Source organism: Rhizobium sp. 05N430 (assembly GCF_056396985.1).
In genome coordinates, this window is record NZ_JBFTMO010000005.1 from 242047 (window position 1) to 267772 (window position 25726).

The following is a 25726-nucleotide window of genomic DNA, read 5'->3' on the forward strand; positions in this document are numbered from 1 at the left end:
TTCAAAAGGAGTTCGTCAATGACGACAGAACAAAAGCCTATCCATTCTGGTTTCGGTAGCAAAACGGCAGCGCGAGACGCCTTGGCCGGGATCGACCTCGGCGGCAAGATCGCCATCGTCACCGGCGGCTATTCCGGCATCGGTGTCGAGACGACGCGGGCACTCAGCGAAGCCGGTGCAACGGTCGTCGTCCCGGTCAGGTCGCCCGCCAAGGCGGAGGCGAACCTCGCCGGTATCGCAGGGGTCGAGCTCGCGCCGCTCGACCTGCTCGATCCGGCTTCGATCGACCGTTTCGCTGCTGGCTTCCTGGCGAGCGGCAGACCACTGCATATGCTGATCAACAGCGCCGGCGTCATGGCCTCTCCGCTGACGCGCGACAGCCGTGGCTACGAGGTCCAGTTCTCCGCCAACCATCTTGGACATTTCCAGCTCACCGCGCGCCTCTGGCCGGCGCTCGCGAAGGCGAACGGCGCACGGGTCGTGGCGGTCTCCTCACGGGGGCACCGCTTTGCACCTGTCGATTTCACGGATCCGAACTTCGAGACCCGCGAATACGACAAGTGGAAAGCCTATGGCCAGTCGAAGACAGCCAATGCGCTCTTTGCCCTTGGCCTCGACAGGCGGGGCGAGGTGTCGGGCGTCCGTGCGTTCTCGCTCCACCCCGGCGCCATCATCACGGATCTCGTACGCCATCTGACCGATGACGATTTCAAGGCCTTCGGCATCACCCGCCATGCCGATGGCGGGATGGACGTCAGCGAAGAGAGCCAGCGCAGCTTCAAGACTGTCGAAGAGGGTGCGGCCACCTCGGTATGGTGCGCGACCAGCCCTAAGCTCGCCGGTCTGGGTGGCGTCTATTGTGAGGACTGCGACATATCTCCACTGGTCGGGGAAGGCCACACGGGACCTGTCGGGGTCTGGCCGTGGGCCTGCGATGCCGAGGCAGCCGAAAGGCTCTGGACGCTCAGCGAGCGGCTGACAAGCTGCAGCTTTTCGGCGTAGAGACACGGTCGCTACACGTCCTATAATCGGCCAAAGGCGTTCCATAGCGGCACGGATGCCATTTCCGTGCCGTTTTGGGACGGCATGAAATACCCATATGTCCGGCGTTAACGCAGGCCCTGAAACGGACTTGCAAGTTCTCTAAATCACTTCAATCTTCTGAACAGAATTGGGGAACGAACCAAAGGGCATTTCACATGACCGCAGCACTTTCCATGTCCGCTCCGGCGGATGATGTCGATGTCCTCGCCGGCGCGCTTTACTCGTGGTGCGCAGAGCGAAACATCAAGCTCCGCAGCCAGCAAGGACTGTCGATCGCCAGTATCGCGATCGATCTCTATCACGCCGGCCACCATACGCAGGACGAGCTGCTGACAGCGCTGCATGAATGCGAGCGGCACTAGAAAAAGAAAGCCCGCCGTGAGGCGGGCTAAAGTACCGGGAAACGGTGTGACCCATATCCGCCGGTCGATTGGGGCGGATTACGCCGCCGTCTCATTGCTCATCAAAGTCAGGATAGTCTTGACCGCTTCCTTGCCTGCCGGCGAGTGGAGCTTGTCGTAATGCAGCGCCAGCTGATAGGCCTCCGGGCTCAGCTCGATCTTCTCGGGCTGACTCGTTTCGGCACCTTCGAAAAGGGCTGAGATTTCGACCCCCAGAAACTGGGCGATCTGATGCAGCTTACTCGCGGAAACGCGGTTCGTGCCTTTCTCATATTTCTGAATCTGCTGGAAGGTCAGGCCGAGGGCCTCACCCAATTCCAGCTGTGAAACGCGGCGTCTGGCACGCAATTGTCTTACGTTGCGACCGACTAGGATATCGACTGGATCCGGCACGTGAGCGATCCCTCATTTAGAAACGATTTGCTCACCATAATATGCCGGGTATTTCAAATATCGCAACCCGCGAGTTGCAAAATTCAACCGACTTTTTTTGGTCTTTACGTTGCGTCAGGCCAACCCAGAGTAAGGGCATAGATCGGCGCATGGGCCGGATTGCTAATTTCGAGCAATTCGCAGATCGCGCTATGGCTGAGTGCGGCTGTCGGGCAGGCTGTCATGCCATGCGCGGTAGCCGCGAGCATGATGTTCTGGCCGATATGTCCCGCTTCGATCATCACCACCCTGTAGGCGTTCGCATCGCTGTATTTCCACATGGTCCGGTCCATGTGCGCGACGAGAACGATCATGCAGGGCATGGTATCGGCCCATTCCTGGCCACCGACCAGATCCGACAATGCGGGCGTCGCGGCCGAGACGCGCGCCAGCGAATGCTCCAGCGCTGAATAGTGATAGATGCCGGGCTCGAGCCCTTCGACATTCCGGGCAAACACATAGGCTTCATAGGGATTGCGGGCGCCGCCTGAGGGGGTCATGCCCAGCGGCAATTCGACGACGGCATTGCGCGCCTTGCCGGTAATGCCGAGACCGGCGAACAGCGCTTCAGAGAGCACACCGATGCTGGCGGCCTGCGGCAGGCCACGACGCTGCGTCCGGCGGCGCGACATCAGTTGCAGCAAAGTGTTGCCACCAAGCGCTGGCGGCAGCGCTATGACGTCGCTCTTGTCTGCGTTCAGGCTGTAGAGCGCGATCTCGCCTTCAGTGGCAAGCGTCGTGCGCTGCAGATCCTCCGCCTCGTTCAGCGACATGTACTCAGGATCCTGAACGCAGAAATGCAGCAGCGCCGACGGCACACCCCATTTCCAGTTTTCGGAGAAGGCCTCTTCACGCGCGTGGAGGGCGGAACCCTCCTCGATGAGTGCCGACATCTCGACCAGCGAGGCGAGCGTCTCGTGCAGTTCTTCGGCGCTGTAGCCGGGCGCCTGATCGCGGATTGCAGCGCGGTCGCTCCAGGAGGCGAGCGCGCGCAGAAACTCCAGGAGATCAGGGCTGCATTCGAACACAGCCTTGGTGAGAAAGTTGCAGGCGACGAAGGCGTCGCCATCGTTATGAAAAACGAGAGTGCGGGAAGAGCGATAGCGCATCGAATCAGATGCGCCTGCCGCGAGGCTCGCAGCAGGCGCTTATGAACTTAATCAATACGGAACATCATGCCGCGGCTGACAAACGTCGGCTTAGCCTTAACAGGCGTTACCTTGAGGTTCGGCTTCGTCTTGTTCTGCATGATCCATCTCCACGGTTGTATGAACGATCCCCTTGATCGCGGCCGAAGGATGAAACAGCAACCAGAAATATTCAATTAATGCGGAAATATTGTTTTGATACATCAAAGTGATGCATTGCTTCAATTAAAGTCAAAAACAGATAATTGCTGAATTAAATTCGTTATTTTTGTCTTTACGTAGAATTATGTAGCCCAAAAAAGAGAACTATGACAATCATGCTGTGAGAATAATTCGGTAGGACCGCCGGAGAAGCAGAATGGGCCTTAAAAAGACTGTACAGACCGAAGAAGAGCTGACTTTGGACGATGCCCTCGGTGGATACACCATCGACATGCTGAACACGCTGATCGCACAGAGCAGGAGCGCGAAGCAGCCGATGCTGACCTATCTCCTATCGATGGCATTGATCGAGGCGCACCGGGTCAGCGTTGAACCGGCTGCGGCGACCCATGATATGGGACTGTCGCTGAACTAAGTGAGGTCGCGCGTGACTGCGGAGATGAAGTCGGCGCGCTGCTGAACGATCATATCCCTGACGATCCGGGGCACGGCCTCATCGGTCGTGCGATAGACCTTGGCGAGCCGCAGTGCGGTTCGCAAGTTGATGCGGCTGTTGAGCGGCACCATGACCACAGCGCTGAATGATGGCCCGGCCGGAGTAAAGATCATCGAGTGGCCGCCGAGCAGCTTGTCGGAGAAGGGCAGCCAGCGCAAACGCATCAGGGTCGGCTCTTGGGTGCCGATCTGGTTTGCGGCAGCAAAGGACAGGCAGTTCAGCCGCTCGACGACAATGCCCTTGTGATCGCCGGTGAACCGCGACCAGTATTCGCCCTTCTTGACGGCCCGATTGGTCAGCCGGCGGAAGGTGGTGGCATTGCCCTGTTTGGCGATAACGACGACCGCGCAGAGCAGGCTGTCGGGCGTACTCGGTATCGTCATATAGGCATGGTAGAGGCCCGGAGCGATCCCGGCGGCCGGATCGGCAAAGAGCAGCGGCTCCAGCGCGTCACGCGCAGCAGAGAGCACGCGCGTGCCCGAGGGACGGCCGTGATCGAGATCGACGGCAATCGGCCGCTGATACATTTCTTCCTCGGTGACATCGAGGTACTGACAGATTTTCTTGACCGAAGCGCGTCCCGGCGCCCGGCGAGCCTGAAGATAGGATTCGATCTGCGAGCGGCCAATTTCCATGCCGCGCGCGGCAGCGCTGATGCTGCCCGCCTTTGCGAGGCAGAGCCGCCGTAAGTTTTCGGCAAAATTCTCAAGTGCAGACATGTCCGCAATGGCTTTCAGGAGATGAGTCGCGCTCAAACTAGCCGCAAGCCAAGCGGAACACAAAGGGGGATAGGCCACAATTTAAGGGCTGATCCGATTGACAGACGGCTGCGTAACGATAGGTAATTTTCGCCGGAAACAAAAAGAGTTTGCCGCCCGATGGAGGCACGATCGCCGCAATGAAATTCGACATTGAATTGCCTGACGCCTTGCCCAGCATCGCAGCCGATGAAACGCAGCGAAATCTTTCCTCGATACTTGATGGGCTCGCGGCGCTCCGCTTAAATATTAATCATCAGCCCGAAATTCTTTACTGGATTGAGCGCGCCGTCGTAGAGACAGAGAAACAGCTGCGGATGATCTCTCCTCCTTTCCACTAAATAATTGAATGGACATTGATTTTTCCGCTTACCGCAGTGACGCGCCAGTCCCGCTAACGGCGGTCGTTTTCCTGGAAGCCGAATCGCATAGGATGCTGCCCAGTTCGATACCGGGAGCATTTCGTGTTTATCTTCTCCAAGCTTGTCTGGGTTTTCGGCCAGCCGCTGTCCGTTGCCTTCTTCCTTATCGTTCTCGGGCTCCTGGCCCTGGCGCTCCGGCTGCGCAAAAGCGCACTATTGCTCTCCGGGCTTAGCGCCGTCGTGCTGTTCGTGACGCTTTATACGACGGTCGGCAATTATCTGCTGCAAGGCTTGGAAAACCGTTTCCCCAAACCCGCACAGGACCCGGAAAGCCTGCAATGCATGATCGTGCTTGGCGGTGCCTTCGAGAGCGAGGTCAACACCGCCCGCCACGGGATCGAATTCAGTGCCGCGGCAGACCGCTTTATAGAAGCGCTGAGACTGGCACAGAAATTCCCGCAGTCGCGCATCCTGATTTCGGGCGGAGATGGCTCGATTTCAGGCACCTACGAAGGCGATGCCGCCGTGTCGACGCGCTTTTTCCCGTTGTTCGGCGTACCGCGCGAGCGGCTGGTGGAGGAGACAGCTTCGCGCACGACCTTCGAGAACGCGATGAACACCAAGGATCTGCTTGCACAGAACGGACTTTCGAACTGCCTGCTGATCACCTCCGGATATCACATGCCACGGTCCGTCGGCATTTTCCGCAAGCTCGGCATCGACGTCACGCCCTGGCCCACCGATTTCCGGACGGACGGCGAGGTCCGCCCCAGCATCGACTTTACCCAGCCGAGCCTCAACGCCCAGAACACTTCGACCGCGGTGCGCGAATGGTTTGGCCTCGTGGGCTATTATCTGGCGGGGCGAACGTCGGAGGTCTATCCTCGATAACCGCTATTTCTTCGAGATGGTGACGAACTTGGTGCCGCGGACGCGGGCCGTGACGATGCAGGGGTCACCCTCAGTGCGGTCGCAGAAGCGTGGATGCATCTTCATGGCCAGTACCATGTTGCCGAAGCGCTGGACGAAATCGTAGCCATAGATCTGCGCCGTGGCGATCATGAAGTAGCCGCCTTCGGCGACCTGGAGATAGAAATTGTAGGGGCAGCCGTCGTCGTTGCACTGCGGGCCCTTCTCGCCGTCGCAGGTCAGCTCGCCTTCATTGACGACCGCATCGATGAGGCCATCGTTGTTGATATCGAGGCGTTTGACGTAGCCCTCGCCGAATTCGGCTTTGGTGCACTGCTCGGTGAAGTGCTTCTTCTCGTAGATCTCCGGATCGGAGAGCAGCGACTGCTGGGCGAAGGCGGCGGCCGGAACCACGAGCAGCGCAACGAGATTGACGGCGATGAGAAGCGCTTTCACGGCTTTCCTCTTTCTGGCGGATAAGGGCGTTGACAGTCGCGCATTCTGAACGCCCCGCCTTGCGCCGCCCTTGCCGCCGTGATTCAGTCTCGGCACGATCCGCCGCTCCAAGGACTTCTGATGTCGCTGCTCGTCTATCTCGATTATGCAGGCATTGCGCTATTTGCGGCAACTGGCGCGCTTGCCGCCTCACGCAAGCAGCTTGATCTCATCGGCTTCCTGTTCTTCGCGACCGTGACCGGCATCGGCGGCGGTACGGTGCGCGATATCGTGCTCGGCCGCGTTCCGGTGTTCTGGGTGCTGAACCCGGCCTATATCGTCATCTGCTGCGTCACCGGCGTGGTGGTGTTTTTCACCGCCCACCTTGTCGAATCCCGTTACCGGCTGCTGATCTGGCTCGATGCCATCGGGCTGTCAGCCTATTGCGTCATGGGCGCGGCGAAGGGATTGGCGGCGACAGGGTCGCCGACGATCGCGATAGTAACGGGAACACTGACGGCGACCTTCGGCGGCGTGCTGCGCGATCTGATGGCAAACGAGCCTTCCGTACTGCTGCGGCCGGAAATCTACATCACTGCGGCGCTGATCGGTGCCGGCGTCTTTACCGGTGCGACGGAATTCGGCGTGCCGCTCTATGCGGCATCAGCGCTCGGCGCAGCCGCGGCCTTCGCAATCCGCGGCGGCGCGCTGTGGTTCGGATGGACCTTCCCGACCTACAAGCACAGGCCTGGCCGGCATCCTGATGATGTGATGTGAGATCAGCGGCTCTTCGGGCGCAGGCGGATCACCACGTCGACATGGGCGATTTCCATGCCCTCAGGCGGCTCCGGCAGATTGCCGATGGTGAGATTGCTGACCGGGATATCCAGAACGTCGTTTTCACCCTCGACAAAGAAATGATGGTGATCGGAGACGTTTGTATCGAAATAGGTCTTGGCGCTTTCGACCGCGAGAACGCGGATCATGCCGGCCTCGGTAAACTGGTGCAGCGTGTTGTAGACGGTCGCCAGCGATACCGGCACACCGGCCACCACGGCTTCCTCGTGCAGTTCTTCGACGGTCAGGTGACGATCGCCTTTGGCGAACAGCAGATCACCGAGGGCAACGCGCTGGCGCGTCGGGCGAAGGCCGGCGCTGCGCAGTCTCGCTTCGATACCGATCGGGACTTCAGCCGCCATGAAGGAAGAACTCCGTTTAATTCTAGCATCAACTAATCAAGTTTCCTAAGCCATATAACTTTTGCGCAAAAGCCTTTCAATAGTTTCAATGGGGACAATAGGGGCGGAAATGCCTTAAAATCCGGCCTTTGGCGCATTTAGGTCTGGTCGCGGCCTTGGCCTTCCTGTATGCGACCACCAAATAAGGCAGATCGCTGGTCCGGCGCGGAATGGGAGGCAGCCATGCTTATGCTTCATTTTCCGAAGAACTTGGACTAACACTCAATCCATCAGCACGTTGCGGGGGACCCAGACTTTTCATGACGACGAGACAATCCAGCTTCAACTATGAGGAAATCCTGTCCTGCGGCCGTGGCGAGCTGTTTGGCCCCGGCAATGCGCAGCTTCCCTTGCCGCCGATGCTGATGGTCCACCGCATTACCGATATCTCCGAAACCGGCGGAGCGTTCGACAAGGGTTACATTCGCGCCGAATATGACGTGCGCCCCGACGACTGGTATTTCCCCTGCCACTTCCAGGGTAACCCGATCATGCCGGGTTGCCTCGGCCTTGACGGCATGTGGCAGCTGACGGGCTTCTTCCTCGGCTGGCTCGGTGAGCCCGGCCGCGGCATGGCGCTCTCCACCGGCGAAGTGAAGTTCAAGGGCATGGTCCGTCCGGAAACCAAGCTTCTCGAATACGGCATCGACTTCAAGCGCGTCATGCGCGGCCGCCTCGTCCTCGGCACTGCCGATGGCTGGCTGAAGGCCGACGGCGAAGTGATCTACCAGGCGAGCGACCTGCGCGTCGGCCTGTCGAAAGCCTGAACCGCGGCAAGACCGCTCCAAATACAAAGACGTTATAGAAGAGGTCATCGACATGAGACGGGTAGTTGTCACAGGTCTGGGTATCGTTTCTTCCATCGGTAATGATGCACAGGAAGTCACCGCGTCGCTGCGCGAAGCCAAGTCCGGCATTTCGTTTTCCAACGATTTTGCCGAGCATGGCTTCAAGTGCCAGGTTTGGGGTTCGCCCAAGATCGACGTGACTGAACTCGTCGATCGCCGCGCGGCTCGCTTCCTATCGCAGGGCGGCATGTGGAACCACGTCGCCATGAAACAGGCGATCGCCGATTCCGGCCTCGAAGACGCCGATATCGGCGGCAACGAGCGCACCGGCATCATCATGGGTTCGGGCGGCCCGTCCACCCGCACGCTGATCGAAGCCGCCGACATCACCATCAAGAACAACAGCCCGAAGCGCATCGGCCCGTTTGCCGTTCCGAAGGCGATGTCCTCGACGGCTTCGGCGACGCTCGCCACCTGGTTCAAGATCCACGGCGTCAACTACTCGATCTCGTCGGCCTGCTCGACCTCGGCACATTGCATTGGCAATGCCGCAGAGATGATCCAGTGGGGCAAGCAGGACATCATGTTCGCCGGCGGTCACGAAGACCTCGACTGGACGATGTCGAACCTCTTCGACGCCATGGGCGCGATGTCTTCCAAGTACAACGACACGCCGGATACCGCTTCGCGCGCCTATGACGTCAGCCGCGACGGCTTCGTCATCGCCGGTGGCGCAGGCGTCCTGGTTCTCGAAGAACTCGAGCATGCCAAGGCCCGCGGCGCCAAGATCTACGCTGAAATCGTCGGCTATGGCGCGACCTCCGATGGTTACGACATGGTCGCTCCGTCGGGCGAAGGCGCGATCCGCTGCATGCGCCAGGCGCTGGCAACGGTGAAGGGCGACGTCGATTACGTCAACACGCATGGCACCTCGACGCCGGTTGGCGACTCGAAGGAAATCGGCGCGATCCGCGAAGTCTTCGGCGACAAGATCCCGCACATCCAGTCGACCAAGTCGCTGACGGGTCACTCGCTCGGCGCCGCTGGCGTTCAGGAATCGATCTATTCGCTGCTGATGATGCAGGCCGGCTTTATCGGCGAGAGCGCCCATATCAGGGAACTCGACCCTGAATTCGACGGCGTGCCGATCGTTCGCAAGCGCATCGACGACGCCAAGATCGACATTGCCCTTTCCAACTCCTTCGGCTTCGGCGGCACCAACGCTACGCTCGTCTTCCAGCGCTACAACGGATAATACCATGACGGGAATCATGCAGGGTAAGCGCGGCCTCATCATGGGCGTCGCAAACAACCATTCGATTGCCTGGGGCATTTCAAAGGCGCTGGCGGCGCAGGGCGCGGAGCTCGCCTTCACCTTCCAGGGTGAGGCGCTCGGCAAGCGGGTCAAGCCGCTCGCAGCCGAAACCGGCTCGGATTTCGTGCTGCCTTGCGATGTCGAGGATACCGCATCGGTCGATGCCGTGGTCGAATCGATCAAGGAGCGCTGGGGCAAGCTGGACTTCATCGTTCACGCTATCGGTTTCTCGGACAAGAATGAGCTGAAGGGCCTCTATGCCGACACCACGCGCGACAATTTCAGCCGCACGATGGTGATCTCCTGTTTCTCCTTCACCGAGATCGCCAAGCGCTGCGCGCCGCTGATGGCCGACGGCGGCTCGATGCTGACGCTGACCTATAACGGGTCCACCCGTGTCATCCCGAACTACAATGTCATGGGTGTCGCCAAGGCGGCTCTTGAGGCCTCCGTGCGCTATCTGGCCGCCGACTACGGCCCGAAGGGCATCCGCGTCAACGCGATCTCCGCTGGTCCGATCCGCACACTCGCCGGCGCCGGCATTTCCGACGCCCGCGCGATTCTGTCGTGGAACCAGCGGAACGCGCCGCTGCGCAAGACCGTCAGCATCGACCATGTCGGCAATTCGGCACTTTACCTGCTGTCTGACATGTCGGCCGGCGTCACCGGCGAAATCCACTTCGTCGACGCAGGCTTCAACATCACCTCGATGCCGACGCTGGACGCACTTCGGACCGCCGACGTCGAGTAAGATCAGATTTCAATCAGACCCCTCAAGGGCGTGCGCATCATGATGCGCACGCCCTTGCTGTTTTCGGCCCTGCGGCATATATTGCCTTCGGGATGGGAGCGCGCATGGAGCGAAACAGCAGAGAGATCATTGCGCGTCTCAAACGCGATGGGTTCGAGCTCGTTTCCGTAAAAGGATCGCATCACAAATTCCGGAAAGGCGACCGGACGATCATCGTGCCGCACCCGAAGAAAGACCTGCCGGCGGGCACGGCGTTGGCAATCGCAAAGCAAGCCGGATGGGCATGAGGATCAACGGATGAAATATTTCATCGCTCTTGTTCACAAGGACGAAGACAGCGCTTTCGGGATCAGCTTCCCTGACTTGCCGTCGGTGTTTTCCGCCGCCGATGAAGAAGACGATCTGACCGCAAACGCAATCGAGGCGCTGCGGCTTTGGGCCGAAGACGAGACACTTCCCGTCCCGTCGTCTTTCGACACCATTTCCAGCCGTGCGGATGTGCGAGAGCAGCTCGCGGCGGGCGCGTTCCTGACGCGTATTCCCTTCATCGAAGACGAGACACGGATCGTGCGTGCCAACGTCACGTTCGAAAAGGGCATGCTCGATGCGATCGACGCTGCCGCCAAAGAGCGCGGGCTGACCCGCTCGGCCTTTCTTGCGAGCGCTGCTCGCAAGGAAATCGAAGCCGCGTGACGCGGCTTACTTCTTCGCCCAGAGAACCTTGAAGCGAGCGTTGCGGCAGGTTTCGCCGCTTTCCCGGAAATTGGCTGCCAGCACCGGCTCATAAGGCAGGCCGCGGTTGGCGACGATGAGCAGGCGGCCGCCGCCGCGCAGCGCCGAAGCTGCGGTCTTGATCATCGCCTGGCCGAGCGAAGGCTCGGCTGCGTGGCCTTCATGGAAGGGCGGGTTCATGATGACGAGGTCGTACTTGTCCTTGACCGGTTCGCCTGCCAGATCGTGCCAGAAGAAGCGCGCCGGTGCGTTCGGGCAATTCTCTGCCAGATTGTCCTTGGCGGCCTCCAGCGAGGCGTGGTTGGCCTCGTAGAGGTCGATACGTGCGAGCTTCGGTGAATGCGCGATGAGTTCGGCGGAGAGATAGCCCCAGCCGGCGCCGAAATCGGCGGCATCGCCGGTGAAATCGGTCGGCAGGCGCGAGGCGAGCAGCTCGGAACCATCGTCGATCCGGTCATGCGAGAACATTCCCGGCGAGGCGATGAAGCGGCCGTCGACGCGAACCGGCGCTTTGGCGAATTTTGACACGGCTTCGCTGACATCGTCAGGACGGACGAACCAGAAGGCGACGCCGTGATATTTCGGCATGTGCTCGATATCGAAACCGAAGCCGTCCATGCGCTTGCGCAGCGGCTGGATGCCGTCTTCCTTGCCACCGGCAACGACAATCAGGCCGCCTGATTTCACGCGCGACAGGGCGGCGGCGATATTCGCCTCGTTCTCACCCTTGTGCTTGGTGCAGAGGACCAAGGCCGCGTCATAGTCCTCGCCTTCGATCTCAGGCGTTGTTTCGATGCGCTGTGCCTGCAGCTGCCGATATAGCGGACGGAAGCCCTGTACGGCGCTCAGCGAGGCGGCAAAGCCCTCCGGCAAGGCAAAGCCTGCCTCGGCGCCCAAGAACAGCACGCGCTGCCCCTCGCCCGGCGCATCGACGGTGCCGCTGGCAAAGGGGTGGAACAGGGTTTTCAGCGTTTCGCGGCTCATGGGCTCATCTCGTCTTCGAATACAAAAAGGGCGCGGAAACAGTCCCGCGCCCATGAAGTTCTGGAAAGGCGCAGCTTATTCGGCTGCTTCTTCCTTCTTCTTGTCGGCAGGGATTTCCTGGCCGGTTTCCTGATCGACGACCTTCATCGACAGGCGGACCTTGCCGCGCTCGTCGAAGCCGAGGAGCTTGACCCAGACCTTCTGGCCTTCCTTGACGACGTCCTGCGTCTTGGCAACGCGCTCGGAAGCGAGCTGCGAGATGTGGACGAGACCGTCACGGGCGCCGAAGAAGTTGACGAAAGCACCGAAGTCGGCGGTCTTGACGACCGTGCCTTCGTAGATGACGCCGATTTCCGGCTCGGCAACGATCGAGTGGATCCACTTGCGGGCCGCTTCGATTTCCTTGCCGGACGAAGAAGCGATCTTCACCGTGCCGTCGTCTTCGATGTTGATCTTGGCGCCGGTCTTTTCGACGATTTCGCGGATGACCTTGCCGCCGGAGCCGATGACTTCACGGATCTTGTCGACCGGGATGTTCATGACTTCGATGCGCGGTGCGAATTCGCCGAGCTGGCCGCGGCTCTCGGTGATGGCCTTGGCCATTTCGCCGAGAATGTGCGTGCGGCCACCCTGTGCCTGGCCGAGAGCGACCTTCATGATCTCTTCGGTGATACCGGCGATCTTGATGTCCATCTGCAGCGAGGTGATGCCGTCGGCGGTACCGGCGACCTTGAAGTCCATGTCGCCGAGATGATCTTCGTCACCGAGAATGTCGGAGAGAACGGCGAAGCGATCGCCTTCGAGGATCAGGCCCATGGCAATACCGGCAACCGGCTTAGCCAGCGGAACGCCGGCGTCCATCAGAGCGAGCGACGTGCCGCAAACGGTTGCCATCGAGGACGAGCCGTTGGACTCGGTGATCTCGGAGACGACGCGCAGCGTGTAGGGGAACTGCTCGGCAGACGGCAGCATCGGACGGATAGCGCGCCATGCGAGCTTGCCGTGACCGATTTCGCGGCGGCCCGGGGAGCCCATGCGGCCGGTTTCGCCAACCGAGTAGGGAGGGAAGTTGTAATGGAGCAGGAAGCGCTCCTTGTACATGCCGGTCAGGCTGTCGACATACTGTTCGTCTTCGCCGGTGCCGAGCGTGGCAACAACGATCGCCTGCGTTTCACCACGAGTGAAGAGAGCCGAACCGTGAGTGCGCGGCAGTAGGCCGACTTCCGAAACGATCGCACGAACGGTCGACAGATCGCGACCATCGATACGGCTCTTGGTGTCGAGAATGTTCCAGCGAACGATCTTCGCCTGCAGATGCTTGAAGGTCGCGCCGATGACTTCGGCAGTGTACTTCGGCTCGACGCCTTCCGGGAAGAAGTGAGCCTTGACCTTTGCCTTGACGGCATCGACGGCTGCGTAGCGTTCAGCCTTCTGGGTGTTCTTGTAGGCGACGCGCAGTTCGGCTTCGAAATGCTTCAGCATTTCGGCTTCGAGCTCGGAATGATCTTCCGGCTGGAAATCGCGCGGTTCCTTGGCAGCAACTTCGGCGAGCTTGATGATCGCATCGAGAACCGGCTGGAAGCCGCGGTGGCCGAACATGACGGCGCCGAGCATGACTTCTTCGTTGAGTTCCTTGGCTTCCGATTCAACCATCAGAACGGCATCGTGCGTACCGGCAACGACGAGGTCGAGAACGGACTCTTCCATTTCGTCGAGATGCGGGTTGAGGACGTATTCGCCGTTGATGTAGCCGACACGTGCGCCGCCGACCGGGCCCATGAACGGAACGCCTGACAGCGTCAGGGCTGCCGAAGTGGCGACCATCGACAGGATGTCGGGGTTGTTTTCAAGGTCGTGCTGGATGACGGTGACGACGACCTGGGTGTCGTTCTTGTAGCCTTCAGGAAAGAGCGGGCGGATCGGGCGGTCGATCAGGCGGGAAACGAGCGTTTCGTTTTCCGACGGACGTCCTTCGCGCTTGAAGTAGCCGCCGGGGATCTTGCCGGCTGCGTAGGTCTTTTCCTGGTAGTTGACGGTGAGCGGGAAGAAATCCTGGCCCGGCTTCGGCGACTTGGCGGAAACAACGGTCGCGAGAACGACGGTTTCACCGTAGGTCGCGAGAACGGCGCCATCAGCCTGACGGGCGATCTTGCCGGTTTCGAGCTTCAGCGGGCGGCCTGCCCACTCGATTTCCACGCTATGGGTATCGAACATATGTCTTGTCCTTCAATGCGGGAACAGGCGCCACGACCCTTTCAAGGCACAGCGCGCGATCGACCGCAATTATGTGACACATCATGGGCAAGACAACGGGAGGCTTTGCGGCGGCGGCTTTCGAGAAAGCCGGGCCAAGGTTCCGTACCTTGGCCGGAAAGCATCCGGCAATCCTGCCCCATGACAGGTCAACGGTTGTTCTGGCAAAACCGGCCCATCCGGGTCTGCCTCAGTTCCACCCCATGAAAACATCAAATGCGGTGGTCAATCTCTGGGGCTTTCCAACCCCTGATAAGCAACCGGCGAGCGCCCGAAGAGCGCCCGCCGGAAAACCTTAGCGACGGATACCCAGGCTGGTGATCAACTTGGTGTAACGGCCTTCGTTCTTCTTCTTGAGGTAGTCGAGAAGCGAACGGCGGCTCGAAACCATCGTCAGCAGGCCACGGCGGGAATGGTTATCCTTCTTGTGGCCCTTGAAGTGTTCCGTGAGGTTGTTGATCCGCTCGGTCAGGATCGCAACCTGGACTTCCGGAGAACCGGTGTCGCCTTCGAACGTTGCGTATTCCTTGATGAGGGCGGTCTTGCGCTCAGCAGTAATCGACATCGGATGTTCCTTTCGATGAGAGGAGATAAGGTCGCCAAAAGCCGGGATGTCGTCCAGCTTTGGCCGCGAAAGCATTCAGGCCTGCCTGATGCTGGCGCTGCCTATAGACCATTCAGACGGCAAAGGGAAGAGGCATGACCGGCAGGCCTGCGGCGCGCCGGTCGCGTCGTCAGATGAAGACGCGCTTCGGGCGGAATTCGCCTTCACCGATCTCGCCGATGGCGATCAGCTTGCCGCGCGCCGTCGCATAGGCTTCGCTCTCGGTGATCGGGGCGTCACGGCCGCGCACGAGGATTGGATTGCCCATCTTCAGACGATGCGCCTGATCGTCGTTGACGGCCAGATGCGGCAGGGAAGACAGCGCTTCGCTGGTGTCGATGAGCAGCGCGTCGAGAGCTGCCAGCCGCTCGTCCTGATCCTCGATCGCTTCAAGGGCGACGAGTTCGGAAAGCGGGATCATGCTGTCTTCGGGGAACGGCGCGACGAATGTCCGGCGCAGGCCGGAGACGTGACCGTAGCAGCCAAGATCACGGCCGAAATCGCGGGCCAAGGCGCGAACATAGGTACCCTTGCCGCATTCGACTTCGAAATGCGCCGTGCTGGCATCCGGGCAGGAGAGCAGCGTCAGGCGGAAGATCTCGACCTCGCGCGACGGAATCTCGACGGCTTCGCCTTCGCGGGCCAGATCATAGGCGCGCTCGCCGGCGATCTTGATCGCCGAGAACTGCGGCGGCACCTGGCTGATGACGCCGGTATAATTCGGCAGAAGCGCCAGGATATCACCCTCGGCCGGACGCTTGTCCGAACTCTGCGTGACGTCGCCCTCGAGATCGTCGGTGGCGCGTTCTTCGCCCCAGGTGACCGAGAATTCGTAGATCTTGCGGCCATCCATGACGTAGGGGACCGTCTTCGTCGCATCGCCGAGAGCGATCGGCAGCATGCCCGAGGCCAAGGGGTCGAGCGTGCCGGCGTGGCCGCATTTCTGCGCCTTGAACAGCCACTTGATCTTGGAAACGGCTTCCGTCGAGCCGAAATCCACCGGCTTGTCGAGGATCAGCCAGCCGGAAACCGGGCGGCCTTTGGGTTTGCGTGGTTTGGACATTCTTTTCTTCTGTTATTCGCCGTCTTTGCCGTCATCGAGATCGCGCACGACCTCGGGCGAACGCAGGAGCTCATCGATCTTCTTGTAATTGTCGAAGCTCGTGTCGTCGCGGAAGCGGACTTCAGGCATGTATTTCATCTGGCGCAGCTGTGCGCCGAGGCGGCCGCGGATGTATTTCGCATTCTTGTTCAGCGCTGCGATGACCGTGTCGTGATCGGCGACGCCAAGCGGCGTGACGAAAGCGGTCGCGATCTTCAGATCGGGCGACATACGCACTTCGGAGATCGAGATGACGGTCTTTTCGATCACGTCGTCACGCACTTCGCCGCGCTGCAGAACCTGGGTGATCGCTGCGCGCACCTGTTCGCCGACGCGCAGCATGCGCTGCGAAGGTGCGGAGGTTGTCGGTCTTGTTGCCATTTTTCTTTGCCTCAAAAGGTTCGGGCGCCGGCCTCAGATGATCCGGCGCCCGTCCAAGATACAGATCCGCGCGATCAGAGCGAGCGGGTGATATGCTCGACGCGGAAGCATTCGATGACATCGCCTGCGCGGATGTCTTCGTAATTCTCGAAGGCCATACCGCATTCCTGACCGACCGGCACTTCGGAGACTTCGTCCTTGAAGCGCTTGAGCGTCTTGAGCTTGCCTTCGTGGATGACGACGTTGTCGCGGATAAGGCGCACGCCTGCACCACGCTCGACCTTGCCTTCGGTGACGCGGCAACCCGCGACCTTGCCGGTCTTCGTGATGTTGAACACTTCGAGGATCTCGGCATTGCCGAGGAAGGTCTCGCGGCGCTCCGGCGACAGCAGGCCCGACATCGCTGCCTTCACGTCATCCACGAGATCGTAGATGATGTTGTAGTAGCGGATCTCGATGCCACCACGCTCGGCAGCGGTCCGTGCCTGTGCATTGGCGCGAACGTTGAAGCCGATGATCGCCGCGTCGGAGGATTCCGCAAGCGCGATATCCGACTCGGTGATGGCACCAGCACCCGAATGAACGATGCGAGCCCGAACTTCGTCGGTACCGAGCTTGTCGAGAGCACCGATGATGGCTTCGATGGAACCCTGCACGTCACCCTTGATGACAAGCGGGAATTCCTTGTAGCCGGTATTCTGCAGCTTGCTCATCATCTGTTCGAGCGAACCGCGCTGGCCGGACTGGCGGGCAGCTGCCTTGTCGCGCGCCAGACGCTGGCGGTACTCGGAAATTTCGCGAGCACGGGCTTCGTTCTCGACGACCGCAAACTTGTCGCCGGCAGCAGGCGTGCCGGAAAGACCGAGCACTTCGACCGGGGTCGCCGGACCGGCTTCCTTGACATGGTCGCCCTTGTCGGTGACGAGCGCGCGGACGCGGCCCCACTGATCGCCAGCAACGATGATCTGGCCTGGCTTCAGCGTGCCCTTCTGGACGAGAACGGTCGCAACCGCGCCGCGGCCACGGTCAAGCTGAGCTTCGATGACGGTACCTTCGGCGGTGCGGGTCGGATCGGCCTTCAGGTCGAGAATTTCGGCCTGCAACAGGACGGCTTCGAGCAGCTTGTCGAGGTTCGTCTTGTTCTTGGCCGAGACTTCGACGTCGAGCACTTCACCGCCCAGCGATTCCACGAAGACTTCGTGCTGCAGAAGCTGCTGGCGGACCTTGTCCGGCTTGGCTTCGTGCTTGTCGATCTTGTTGATCGCCACGATGATCGGAACACCGGCCGCCTTGGCGTGATTGATGGATTCGATCGTCTGCGGCATGACGCTGTCGTCGGCCGCAACCACCAGGATCGCGATGTCCGTTGCCTGCGCACCACGAGCACGCATGGCCGTGAAGGCGGCGTGGCCGGGCGTGTCGATGAAGGTGATCTTCTGGCCGTTCTGTTCGACCTGATAGGCACCGATATGCTGGGTGATGCCACCGGCTTCGCCAGAGACGACGTTCGCCTGACGGATGGCGTCGAGCAGCGAGGTCTTGCCGTGGTCGACGTGACCCATGATGGTGACGACAGGCGGACGCGAAACCATTTCGCCAGCATCGTCGGCCTTGTCGAAGATACCTTCTTCGACGTCGGATTCCGAAACGCGCTTGACGGTGTGGCCGAATTCGCCGGCGATCAGTTCAGCCAGGTCGGCGTCGATGACGTCGCCCGGCTTCATCATCTGGCCTTCCTTCATCAGGTACTTGATAACGTCGACGGCGCGTTCAGACATACGCTGCGACAGTTCCTGAATGGTGATGGTCTCGGGCAGAATGACCTCGCGCATAACCTTTTCGCGGGTTTCCTGCATCTGGCTGCGGCGGAACTTTTCCTGACGGCGGCGCATGGCAGCCATAGAGCGGCCGCGCGCACCTTCGTCGTCGACGCCCGCGGTACCGATCGTCAGCTTGCCGCGACGGCGGTCTTCCTCGCCCTTCGGACGGGTGGTGACCGGCTTTGCCGGCTCCGGACGCACGACGCGGCCACGAACCGGGCCACCGCGTGCAGCACCGCCGCGATCGTCTTCTTCGCCTTCACGGCGGCCGCGAGCCGCTGCCGGAGCGGCAGATCCGGGACGCGCAGCGCCAGGTGCCGGGGCGGCATCGGGGCGGCGGGCAGCCGGTGCAGACGGCTGAGCCGAACGGGCCTGAACGGGCGCTGCAGCCGGTGCCGGAGCAGGGGCTTCAACAACCGAAGGCGCCGGCGGACGGGCAGCTTCTTCGGCGGCGCGGCGCGCAGCCTCTTCGGCTTCCGCAGCCTGACGGGCAGCTTCTTCTACAGCACGGCGCTTGTCTTCCTCGACGCGGCGGGCCGCATCTTCGGCTTCGCGAACCTGCGCCATGGCAAGTGCACGGCGGCGCGCATCCATTTCTTCCGGCGACAGATGGTTCAGCACCACCGGACGCGGACGGTCCTGCTGGCGCGGAGAGTGCTGCGACGGCTGAGAGTTGCCACCTGGCTGCTGGATACGCGGCGCCGGTGTCTGCTGCTGCGGACGTGCCTGGACTGGTGCTGGTGCAGGCTCGGCAGCGCGGGGCGCCACCGGAGCAGGTGCGACCGGACGTTCGTCTTCGGGGCGCATCGGACGCCGCTTACGGGTCTCGACGACGACCGCTTTTGTGCGACCGCGACCCATATCCTGGCGCACGGTGCCCTGGCTTATCCCCGACGGTTTCAGGGTCAGCGTCTTCTTGCCCGTTGCACCAAGTGTCTTGTCGTCATTGCTATCGGTCATTCGTTCCCGTTCCTTCGGACAGGGAGCGATGACGTCATCAGTCCCTGTCAATCAAATACAGTCGATCAATGATGGGCCGGCATCTGCCGGTCGCCCGTATCATTGTTTTTGCCGGCCCGCGCTGTCCGGTGCCCGGGACTGACCGCTGTTACGGTACTGCTCAAGCATCTTTGCGCGCTTCACTACACCCTCACCCGCCTGCCCTGCAAGCACTGCGGCATGGATAAAAGCATTCTCGCCCATCACCCCTTCCATTTCGCTCTCCGAGAAGAGACGGAAGGAAGGTATTTCTTCCTCGGTTTCCATTCCGAGGTGCCAGGCCTTGCGAGCCTGGTCTATTTTTCGCACGCCATCGTCGGCCGCACCGGTCGAATGGAACACCGCAAGGGCTGCTCCGCTTCTGACCGCGGCATCCACTTTCGCGGAGCCGGTGACGAACTGACCGGCCTTGCGGGCCATGTTCATCATCTGCATCAACTGCTTGGCGAGCAGCCGGTCGACGGTCTCACCGAGATCAGCCGCAGCCTTCACATCCGCCTTCAAGGCGCGCGCGAAGGTCTTCTTCGCCACCGCCTTGTCGACCAGCGTGCGGTCGATCTTTACCCAGCATCCGCGTCCCGGAAGCTCGCGCTTCAGATCGGCGATGACCGTTCCATCGGGAGCGGCGACAAAGCGGATCAGCTCATCCGGCGATCCGCTTTCGCGCGTCACGATGCACATGCGGCCGTTCACGTCATAACCTGCAAGATCATCATCCTCAGGAGATGTGTCCGGCTGCGCGGTCATTACGCTTCCTGCTCGGCAGCATCGGCCTCAACAGGCTCCGCATCCTTCGCAAGGTCGTCCTCGGTGATCCAGCCAACCGCGAGGCGGGCCTGCACGACCATCTGTTCTGCTTCGACGCGGGAGATGTCGAACTTCGAGAACAGACCCTCGAACTTCTTCGTCTCGCCGTTCTTACGCTCGCTCCAGCCGACGAGATCGTCTGCTGCGCAGCCTGCAAAATCTTCCATCGTCTTGATGCCGTCTTCGCCGAGCGCGACCATCATCTGTGCGGTCATGCCTTCGATCTGGCGAAGATCATCGGAGACGCCGAGCGACTTGCGCTTCTCGTCCATCTCGGCTTCGAGCTTTTCGAGAAATTCGCGGGCACGGGTCTGGATTTCCTGCGCGGTGTCTTCGTCGAAACCGTCAATCGAGGCGATTTCGTCGAGATCGACGTAAGCCAGCTCCTCAACGGCAGCAAAGCCTTCCGAGGCCAGAACCTGGCCGACCATTTCGTCGACGTCGAGCGAGTCCATGAACAGGTTGGTCCGCTCGTTGAATTCCTTCTGACGGCGCTCCGACTCTTCGGCTTCCGTCATGATGTCGATATCCCAGCCGGTCAGCTGCGATGCGAGGCGAACGTTCTGACCGCGGCGGCCGATGGCGAGCGACAGCTGCTCATCCGGAACCACGACTTCGATGCGCTCTGCATCTTCGTCAAGAACGACCTTGGCGACTTCAGCCGGCTGCAGGGCGTTGACGACGAAGGTCGCCGGGTCCTGCGACCAAGGAATGATGTCGATCTTTTCGCCCTGAAGCTCGCCGACGACGGCCTGAACGCGCGAACCGCGCATACCGACGCAGGCACCGACGGGATCGATCGACGAGTCGTTCGAGATGACGGCGATCTTAGCGCGCGAACCCGGGTCACGGGCAACCGAGCGAACCTGGATGATACCGTCGTAAATTTCCGGCACTTCCATGGTGAAGAGCTTCACCATGAATTGCGGATGGGTACGCGACAGGAAAATCTGCGGGCCACGCTGTTCGCGGCGGACGTCGTAAACATAGGCGCGGACGCGATCGCCGTAGCGAACGTTTTCGCGCGGGATCATTTCGTCGCGGCGGATGATGCCTTCGCCGCGGCCGAGATCGACGATGACGTTGCCGTATTCGACGCGCTTGACGGTGCCGTTGACGATTTCGCCGGTGCGATCCTTGAACTCGTCGAACTGGCGGTCGCGCTCGGCTTCGCGAACCTTCTGGACGATGACCTGCTTGGCAGACTGCGCAGCGATACGGCCGAAGTCCATCGGCGGCAGCGGATCGGCGATAAAATCGCCAAGGGCGGCATCGGGGTTGCGGTCGCGGGCCAATTCCAGCGGGATCTGCGTGGAATAGTCTTCGGCCTTCTCGACGACTTCGAGCAGACGCTGAAGGCGAATCTCACCGGTCTTCGGATTGATGTCGGCGCGGATGTTCGATTCCGAACCGTAACGGGAGCGTGCAGCTTTCTGGATCGCATCGGCCATTGCGGCCAGCACGATTTCGCGGTCGATGACTTTTTCGCGCGCCACTGCATCTGCGATCTGCAGAAGTTCGAGGCGGTTCGCACTGACTGCCATTGTTTTATCTCTCCGTCTCGGCTTGCCGGGTTCCCGTCCCTGGAGCCTGTAGTTGATCGGTTATTCCTGGTCTTCCGCTTCGTTCTGGTTCGCGGCTTCCGACTTCGCTGCCTTGTCGGCGCGAAGCGCATCGCGGATCAGATCGTCGGTCAGGATAAGCTTGGCTTCGGCCAGAGCCGCGAAGGGGATTTCCACCTTCTGCTCTTCGCCATAGGCAACCTGGTCACGCTCAAGCGTGAAACCATCTGCATTCGATTCCAGTATCTTGCCACGAAACCGCTTGCGGTTGCCGATCATGATCGACGTATCGCACTTCAAAAGGTGTCCCTGCCAGCGGACGAAATCCGACTTGCGCACCAGCGGACGGTCTATACCGGCCGAAGACACTTCGAGATGATACTCCCGATCGATCGGATCTTCCACATCCAGAACCGGGGAAACAGCCGTCGAGACCGCTTCGCAGTCCTGAACGGACATGGTTCCGTCATTGCGCTCGGCCATGATCTGCAGCGTCGCGCCGTTCTGATTGAGCATCCGGACGCGGATCAGGCGGAAGCCCATACCGACAAGCACTGGTTCGATGATGTCGGCAAGGCGCTGGTCAAGCCCGGTCTCGGTAATCAGCCGTGGCTCAAGTTCGTTTTCTGCGGTTGTCTGATCCGACAAGCGGCGCGCTCCTAGTAAATTTCAAGCATTTTGGATGATCGCGCTAATAAAAAAGAGCGGGTCCTTGCGGCCCACTCTTCATCATACGATCAAGAATTTGAGTGGCATATAGGCCCGTTTTTCTGAAATTGCAAGCTCCGGCGCCAAATGCGCCAAGGCTGCAATCCTTCGCTGGCCTCAGGCACGCTTCGCCATATATTGGGCGGGAACAGAACAAGACAAGCCGGAGCAAATCCGGGCGGAGGGAACGTGCCGTCGAATTCTTCCACGCTGGCGCCGCTGAAACACGAAACATACCGCCGGATCTGGTTTGCGAGCCTGGCGTCGAACTTCGGCGGGCTGATCCAGGCCGTCGGCGCCGCATGGATGATGACGACGATCACCGCCTCGGAAGACATGGTGGCGCTGGTACAGACCTCGACAGCGCTGCCGATCATGCTCTTCTCGCTGATCTCGGGCGCGCTCGCCGACAATTTCGACAGGCGCCGGGTGATGCTGACGGCGCAGGTCCTGATGCTCGTTGTTTCCGCGATCCTAACGGTCTTCGCCCTGCTCGGCTGGATCACGCCCTGGCTTCTTCTGTTATTCACCTTCCTCATCGGCTGCGGCACTGCACTCAACAATCCCTCCTGGCAGGCGTCGGTCGGCGACATGGTGCCGCGCGCCGATCTGCCTGCCGCCGTGACGCTGAACAGCATGGGTTTCAACATGACCCGCAGCGTCGGACCAGCGATCGGCGGGGTCATCGTGGCGGCAGCCGGTGCAGCGGCCGCCTTTGCGGTGAACGCCGTCAGCTATCTGGCGCTGATCTACGCGCTGATGCGCTGGAAACCCGCCCTGCCCGCCTCGACGCTGCCGCGTGAAAGTCTCGGCAGCGCGATCTTTGCCGGCCTGCGCTATATCTCGATGTCGCCGAACCTTGAGAAGGTTCTGGTGCGCGGCTTCACGTTCGGTGTCGGCGCCAGCTCGGTGCTCGCGCTGCTTCCGATCGTCGCGATCGACCTCGTCTCGGGCGGGCCGCTGACCTACGGCTTCATGCTCGGCTCCTTCGGCATCGGCGCGATCGGCGGCGGGGCGCTCAATGCCCGGCTTCGCGATGCGCTGAGCAGCGAGATCATCATCCGCTACGCCTTTGCCGGCTTTGCGGTGAGCATGGCGATCACCGCGGCCAGCCCCTTTGCGGTGCTCACCTGCGCCGGGCTGCTGGTATCGGGCGCCTGTTGGGTGCTGGCGCTGTCGCTGTTCAATACGATCGTCCAGCTGTCGACACCGCGCTGGGTGGTCGGGCGGGCGCTCTCGCTTTATCAGACGGTAACGTTTGGCGGGATTGCCGGCGGCAGCTGGTTCTGGGGGATCGTGGCAGACCGCTTCGGCGTCTCGAATGCGCTCTATGGGTCTGCAGCGGTAATGGTGATCGGCGTGCTGATCGGCTTCCGCTTCTCGATGCCGGCATTTGCCTCGCTCAATCTCGACCCGCTGAACCGCTTTGTCGAACCGGCGCTCGGGCTCGATATCACGCCGCGCAGCGGGCCGATCGTCATACAGGTCGATTATCAGATCAGCGACGAGGACCTGCCGGAATTCCTGAAGCTGATGGGCGAACGGCGGCGCATCCGCATTCGCGACGGCGCCCGGGCCTGGGCGCTGATGCGCGATCTGGAGAACCCCGGCATCTGGACGGAGACCTATCACACCCCGACGTGGGTCGAATATATCCGCCACAACCAGCGGCGCACGCAGGCCGATGCGGAAAATACCGACCGGCTGCGCAACCTGCATCGCGGCGCCGATCTGCCGCATGTACACCGGATGATCGAACGCCAGGCGATCCCACCCTCCGACGATGTCTTTCACAAGGCGCCGATCGATATTCATCACTAGGGAGCGGCAGGATGTTCAGGCAAGCCAGAGAAAGCGATCTCCCCGCGATCATTGCCATGCTCGCTGATGATGTGTTGGGACGCAACCGCGAGGTGGTCTCCGATCCCGTTGACGAGCGCTACAGGGCAGCCTTTGCGGCCATCGTTGCCGACGAGAACCAGTTGCTTGCTGTTGCGGTCAATGCCCACAACCATCCGGTTGGCTGCCTGCAGCTGACATTCATTCCGGGGCTTTCGCGCAGCGGCATGTGGCGCGGACAGATCGAGAGCGTACGGGTCACCGAAACGGAGCGCGGCACCGGACTTGGCACACGCTTCATCGAATGGGCCATCGGCGTTTGCCGGGATCGTGGCTGCAAGCTCGTGCAGCTGACATCGGACAAGTCGCGGGCCGATTCCATCCGTTTCTATGAAAAGCTTGGCTTCCAGGCGAGCCACGAGGGCATGAAGCTTACTCTCTGACGCCTATTTCAGTTTGCCCTTCATCGACGCTTCCGGATAGCAGGTCGGCTTTTCGCCGTTCTTGACCTGCCACTGGCCGATCGAACGGCGGGTCTTGTAGCCCGGCAAGCCGTCGGAACCGCCGACGTCATAGCCCTGACGCTCCAGCGCCTTCTGCATGGCAGCGACATCCGAGCGCAGCATTTTGCCGACATCGCCCCAGGCGCCCTGGAAACCGCCAGCCCCATAGGCAATCCGATCAGCGAGGTTGCCGATATAGAGCCCATAGAGATCGGAATTGTTATATTCCTTGATGACGTAGAAATTCGGCGTGACGAGAAATTCGGGGCCGTCGCGGCCGGCCGGAACCAGCATCATCCCGTCGGCCTTCAGCTCGGATGAGGGAAAGCCCTTGCCCGAGATCCTGGCTATTCCGAGCGATGCCCATTGCGACAGCGGCTTGGCGAGATCCGGCCCCTCCTGGGCGCAGGAGACGGCGGCAGGAATGGTGACCTCGAAGCCCCAGTCGCGGTCGCGCTGCCAGCCCTTCTTGACAAGATAGTTGGCGATGGATGCCAGCGTATCCGGCACCGAGGTCCAGATGTTGCGGTGGCCGTCGCCATCGAAATCGACGGCATATTTCAGGTAGCTTGTCGGCATGAACTGCGGCTGGCCGAGCGCGCCTGCCCAGGAGCCCTTGAAATCGGCCGGCGCCACATCGCCGCCATCGATGATGTGAAGTGCCGCAATCAGTTCGGTGCGGAACATCTCCTTGCGCGTCGACATGAAGGCCTTCGTCGCCAGCACCTGGATCGCCGAGTTCGGGATCTTCGCGGCGCCGAAGCCGGTCTCGCGGCCCCAGATCGCCAGCACGATCGATCCTGGCACGCCGTAGGTCTTCTCGATCCGCTTCAGCGTCGAAGCATATTGCGAGGCAAAGCCGCGGCCCGTCATGGCGAGCTTGCTCAGGCGCTCCTCATTGAAATAGGGCGCAGGCGAGGAAAACTCAGCCTGTGTCTGCTTGCGTTCCTTCGGCGGCGGAAAGCCTGGAGGTGCCAGATCCGGAAGATCCCAGTTCAGCTCGATGCCTGCAAAAGCGGCCTGAAATGTCTTGGCTGATATGCCGTTCTTCTCGGCTTCTGGGCGCAGTTCGGTCTGCACCCACTTTTCGAACTGCGCCTCGACAGCAGCCTTCGAAGGCGCGGCGGAGGCGGGAAGATGAAACGATGCGGCAAGCATCGCCGTCAGGATCGAAAGGCGGATGATCGTCTTCA

Annotated in this window: 28 protein-coding genes; 13 read left to right on the forward strand and 15 right to left on the reverse strand. The window is 60.9% G+C overall.

The window, feature by feature from the left end; genetic code table 11:
• Nucleotides 1–18 precede the first annotated feature (18 nt).
• Both AC1DJO_RS13920 and AC1DJO_RS13925 read left to right on the forward strand, forming a co-directional pair.
• Complete coding sequence (locus tag AC1DJO_RS13920) at nucleotides 19–1002, forward strand: oxidoreductase (protein WP_477971164.1); 984 nt, start codon at nucleotides 19–21, stop codon at nucleotides 1000–1002.
• 197 nt (nucleotides 1003–1199) lie between these two features.
• Nucleotides 1200–1406 carry a hypothetical protein gene (locus AC1DJO_RS13925; protein ID WP_112385033.1) on the forward strand — a complete coding sequence of 69 codons (207 nt, stop codon included), beginning with the start codon at nucleotides 1200–1202 and terminating at the stop codon, nucleotides 1404–1406.
• A gap of 78 nt (nucleotides 1407–1484) precedes the next feature.
• Here the strand turns inward: AC1DJO_RS13925 and AC1DJO_RS13930 are convergent, their stop codons facing one another.
• Both AC1DJO_RS13930 and AC1DJO_RS13935 read right to left on the reverse strand, forming a co-directional pair.
• The gene (locus tag AC1DJO_RS13930) at nucleotides 1485–1838 is read right to left on the reverse strand and encodes a helix-turn-helix domain-containing protein (RefSeq protein WP_112385032.1); all 354 of its coding nucleotides are present in this window, start codon (nucleotides 1836–1838) and stop codon (nucleotides 1485–1487) included.
• A 104-nt stretch (nucleotides 1839–1942) separates the two neighbouring features.
• Entirely contained in the window at nucleotides 1943–2986 is a 1044-nt protein-coding gene (locus tag AC1DJO_RS13935) for a SagB/ThcOx family dehydrogenase (protein WP_477971166.1), read from the reverse strand.
• Nucleotides 2987–3383: 397 nt separating this feature from the next.
• Here AC1DJO_RS13935 and AC1DJO_RS13940 point away from each other — a divergent pair, with 397 nt between their 5' ends.
• On the forward strand, nucleotides 3384–3602 hold the full coding sequence (locus tag AC1DJO_RS13940) for a hypothetical protein (RefSeq protein ID WP_112385030.1): 219 nt from the start codon (nucleotides 3384–3386) through the stop codon (nucleotides 3600–3602).
• On the opposite strand, the gene AC1DJO_RS13945 is transcribed toward AC1DJO_RS13940, so the two are convergent.
• Complete coding sequence (locus AC1DJO_RS13945) at nucleotides 3599–4402, reverse strand: helix-turn-helix domain-containing protein (protein ID WP_112385029.1); 804 nt, start codon at nucleotides 4400–4402, stop codon at nucleotides 3599–3601. The genes AC1DJO_RS13940 and AC1DJO_RS13945 overlap by 4 nt on opposite strands.
• 179 nt (nucleotides 4403–4581) lie before the next feature.
• Between AC1DJO_RS13945 and AC1DJO_RS13950 the strand changes: the two genes are divergently transcribed.
• Nucleotides 4582–4782 (forward strand): hypothetical protein, encoded by a 201-nt coding sequence (locus AC1DJO_RS13950; protein ID WP_112385028.1) that lies wholly within the window; start codon nucleotides 4582–4584, stop codon nucleotides 4780–4782.
• A 123-nt stretch (nucleotides 4783–4905) separates the two neighbouring features.
• Nucleotides 4906–5694: a YdcF family protein gene (locus AC1DJO_RS13955; RefSeq protein ID WP_477971169.1), complete on the forward strand. Its 789-nt coding sequence runs from the start codon at nucleotides 4906–4908 to the stop codon at nucleotides 5692–5694.
• Between the two features lie 3 nt (nucleotides 5695–5697).
• Here AC1DJO_RS13955 and AC1DJO_RS13960 read toward each other — a convergent pair whose 3' ends face one another.
• On the reverse strand, nucleotides 5698–6168 hold the full coding sequence (locus tag AC1DJO_RS13960) for a hypothetical protein (RefSeq protein WP_112385026.1): 471 nt from the start codon (nucleotides 6166–6168) through the stop codon (nucleotides 5698–5700).
• A gap of 120 nt (nucleotides 6169–6288) precedes the next feature.
• Here AC1DJO_RS13960 and AC1DJO_RS13965 point away from each other — a divergent pair, with 120 nt between their 5' ends.
• The gene (locus tag AC1DJO_RS13965; protein WP_112514278.1) at nucleotides 6289–6924 is read left to right on the forward strand and encodes a trimeric intracellular cation channel family protein; all 636 of its coding nucleotides are present in this window, start codon (nucleotides 6289–6291) and stop codon (nucleotides 6922–6924) included.
• Nucleotides 6925–6926: 2 nt separating this feature from the next.
• Here AC1DJO_RS13965 and irrA read toward each other — a convergent pair whose 3' ends face one another.
• The gene (irrA, locus tag AC1DJO_RS13970; protein ID WP_477971171.1) at nucleotides 6927–7346 is read right to left on the reverse strand and encodes an iron response transcriptional regulator IrrA; all 420 of its coding nucleotides are present in this window, start codon (nucleotides 7344–7346) and stop codon (nucleotides 6927–6929) included.
• A gap of 299 nt (nucleotides 7347–7645) precedes the next feature.
• Between irrA and fabA the strand changes: the two genes are divergently transcribed.
• From fabA to AC1DJO_RS13995, 5 genes are all read left to right on the forward strand, one after another.
• Nucleotides 7646–8152 carry a 3-hydroxyacyl-[acyl-carrier-protein] dehydratase FabA gene (fabA, locus tag AC1DJO_RS13975; RefSeq protein ID WP_112385023.1) on the forward strand — a complete coding sequence of 169 codons (507 nt, stop codon included), beginning with the start codon at nucleotides 7646–7648 and terminating at the stop codon, nucleotides 8150–8152.
• A 52-nt stretch (nucleotides 8153–8204) separates the two neighbouring features.
• Nucleotides 8205–9428, forward strand: coding sequence for a beta-ketoacyl-ACP synthase I (gene fabB, locus AC1DJO_RS13980; RefSeq protein ID WP_477971173.1), 1224 nt, complete (start codon nucleotides 8205–8207; stop codon nucleotides 9426–9428).
• Nucleotides 9429–9432: 4 nt separating this feature from the next.
• Nucleotides 9433–10239 carry an enoyl-ACP reductase FabI gene (gene fabI, locus AC1DJO_RS13985; protein ID WP_477971175.1) on the forward strand — a complete coding sequence of 269 codons (807 nt, stop codon included), beginning with the start codon at nucleotides 9433–9435 and terminating at the stop codon, nucleotides 10237–10239.
• A 104-nt stretch (nucleotides 10240–10343) separates the two neighbouring features.
• Complete coding sequence (locus AC1DJO_RS13990; RefSeq protein ID WP_477938727.1) at nucleotides 10344–10526, forward strand: type II toxin-antitoxin system HicA family toxin; 183 nt, start codon at nucleotides 10344–10346, stop codon at nucleotides 10524–10526.
• Nucleotides 10527–10536: 10 nt separating this feature from the next.
• Nucleotides 10537–10932 (forward strand): type II toxin-antitoxin system HicB family antitoxin, encoded by a 396-nt coding sequence (locus AC1DJO_RS13995; protein WP_477971177.1) that lies wholly within the window; start codon nucleotides 10537–10539, stop codon nucleotides 10930–10932.
• A gap of 6 nt (nucleotides 10933–10938) precedes the next feature.
• Here the strand turns inward: AC1DJO_RS13995 and AC1DJO_RS14000 are convergent, their stop codons facing one another.
• From AC1DJO_RS14000 to rimP, 9 genes are all read right to left on the reverse strand, one after another.
• Nucleotides 10939–11955 (reverse strand): class I SAM-dependent methyltransferase, encoded by a 1017-nt coding sequence (locus tag AC1DJO_RS14000; protein ID WP_112385020.1) that lies wholly within the window; start codon nucleotides 11953–11955, stop codon nucleotides 10939–10941.
• A 75-nt stretch (nucleotides 11956–12030) separates the two neighbouring features.
• Nucleotides 12031–14169 (reverse strand): polyribonucleotide nucleotidyltransferase, encoded by a 2139-nt coding sequence (gene pnp, locus AC1DJO_RS14005; protein ID WP_112385019.1) that lies wholly within the window; start codon nucleotides 14167–14169, stop codon nucleotides 12031–12033.
• Nucleotides 14170–14503: 334 nt separating this feature from the next.
• Nucleotides 14504–14773 (reverse strand): 30S ribosomal protein S15, encoded by a 270-nt coding sequence (gene rpsO / locus AC1DJO_RS14010; RefSeq protein WP_026283114.1) that lies wholly within the window; start codon nucleotides 14771–14773, stop codon nucleotides 14504–14506.
• Between the two features lie 169 nt (nucleotides 14774–14942).
• Complete coding sequence (gene truB / locus AC1DJO_RS14015) at nucleotides 14943–15875, reverse strand: tRNA pseudouridine(55) synthase TruB (RefSeq protein ID WP_477971179.1); 933 nt, start codon at nucleotides 15873–15875, stop codon at nucleotides 14943–14945.
• Nucleotides 15876–15887: 12 nt separating this feature from the next.
• Nucleotides 15888–16295, reverse strand: a complete 408-nt coding sequence (gene rbfA / locus AC1DJO_RS14020; protein ID WP_112385017.1) for a 30S ribosome-binding factor RbfA — start codon at nucleotides 16293–16295, stop codon at nucleotides 15888–15890.
• 74 nt (nucleotides 16296–16369) lie between these two features.
• Entirely contained in the window at nucleotides 16370–19075 is a 2706-nt protein-coding gene (gene infB, locus AC1DJO_RS14025) for a translation initiation factor IF-2 (protein WP_477971181.1), read from the reverse strand.
• A gap of 99 nt (nucleotides 19076–19174) precedes the next feature.
• A complete protein-coding gene (locus tag AC1DJO_RS14030; RefSeq protein WP_112539904.1) occupies nucleotides 19175–19861 on the reverse strand; it encodes an RNA-binding protein in 687 nt (228 codons plus the stop codon).
• Nucleotides 19861–21465, reverse strand: a complete 1605-nt coding sequence (gene nusA / locus AC1DJO_RS14035) for a transcription termination factor NusA (protein ID WP_112514285.1) — start codon at nucleotides 21463–21465, stop codon at nucleotides 19861–19863. Before nusA ends, AC1DJO_RS14030 begins: the two co-directional genes overlap by 1 nt.
• Nucleotides 21466–21525: 60 nt before the next feature.
• Nucleotides 21526–22131 carry a ribosome maturation factor RimP gene (rimP, locus tag AC1DJO_RS14040; RefSeq protein ID WP_112385013.1) on the reverse strand — a complete coding sequence of 202 codons (606 nt, stop codon included), beginning with the start codon at nucleotides 22129–22131 and terminating at the stop codon, nucleotides 21526–21528.
• 249 nt (nucleotides 22132–22380) lie between these two features.
• Here rimP and AC1DJO_RS14045 point away from each other — a divergent pair, with 249 nt between their 5' ends.
• Both AC1DJO_RS14045 and AC1DJO_RS14050 read left to right on the forward strand, forming a co-directional pair.
• Nucleotides 22381–24012, forward strand: coding sequence for an MFS transporter (locus AC1DJO_RS14045; RefSeq protein ID WP_477971184.1), 1632 nt, complete (start codon nucleotides 22381–22383; stop codon nucleotides 24010–24012).
• An 11-nt stretch (nucleotides 24013–24023) separates the two neighbouring features.
• Entirely contained in the window at nucleotides 24024–24473 is a 450-nt protein-coding gene (locus tag AC1DJO_RS14050; RefSeq protein ID WP_112514286.1) for a GNAT family N-acetyltransferase, read from the forward strand.
• 3 nt (nucleotides 24474–24476) lie between these two features.
• On the opposite strand, the gene AC1DJO_RS14055 is transcribed toward AC1DJO_RS14050, so the two are convergent.
• Nucleotides 24477–25691, reverse strand: a complete 1215-nt coding sequence (locus AC1DJO_RS14055) for a lytic murein transglycosylase (RefSeq protein ID WP_477971278.1) — start codon at nucleotides 25689–25691, stop codon at nucleotides 24477–24479.
• Nucleotides 25692–25726: the final 35 nt, after the last annotated feature.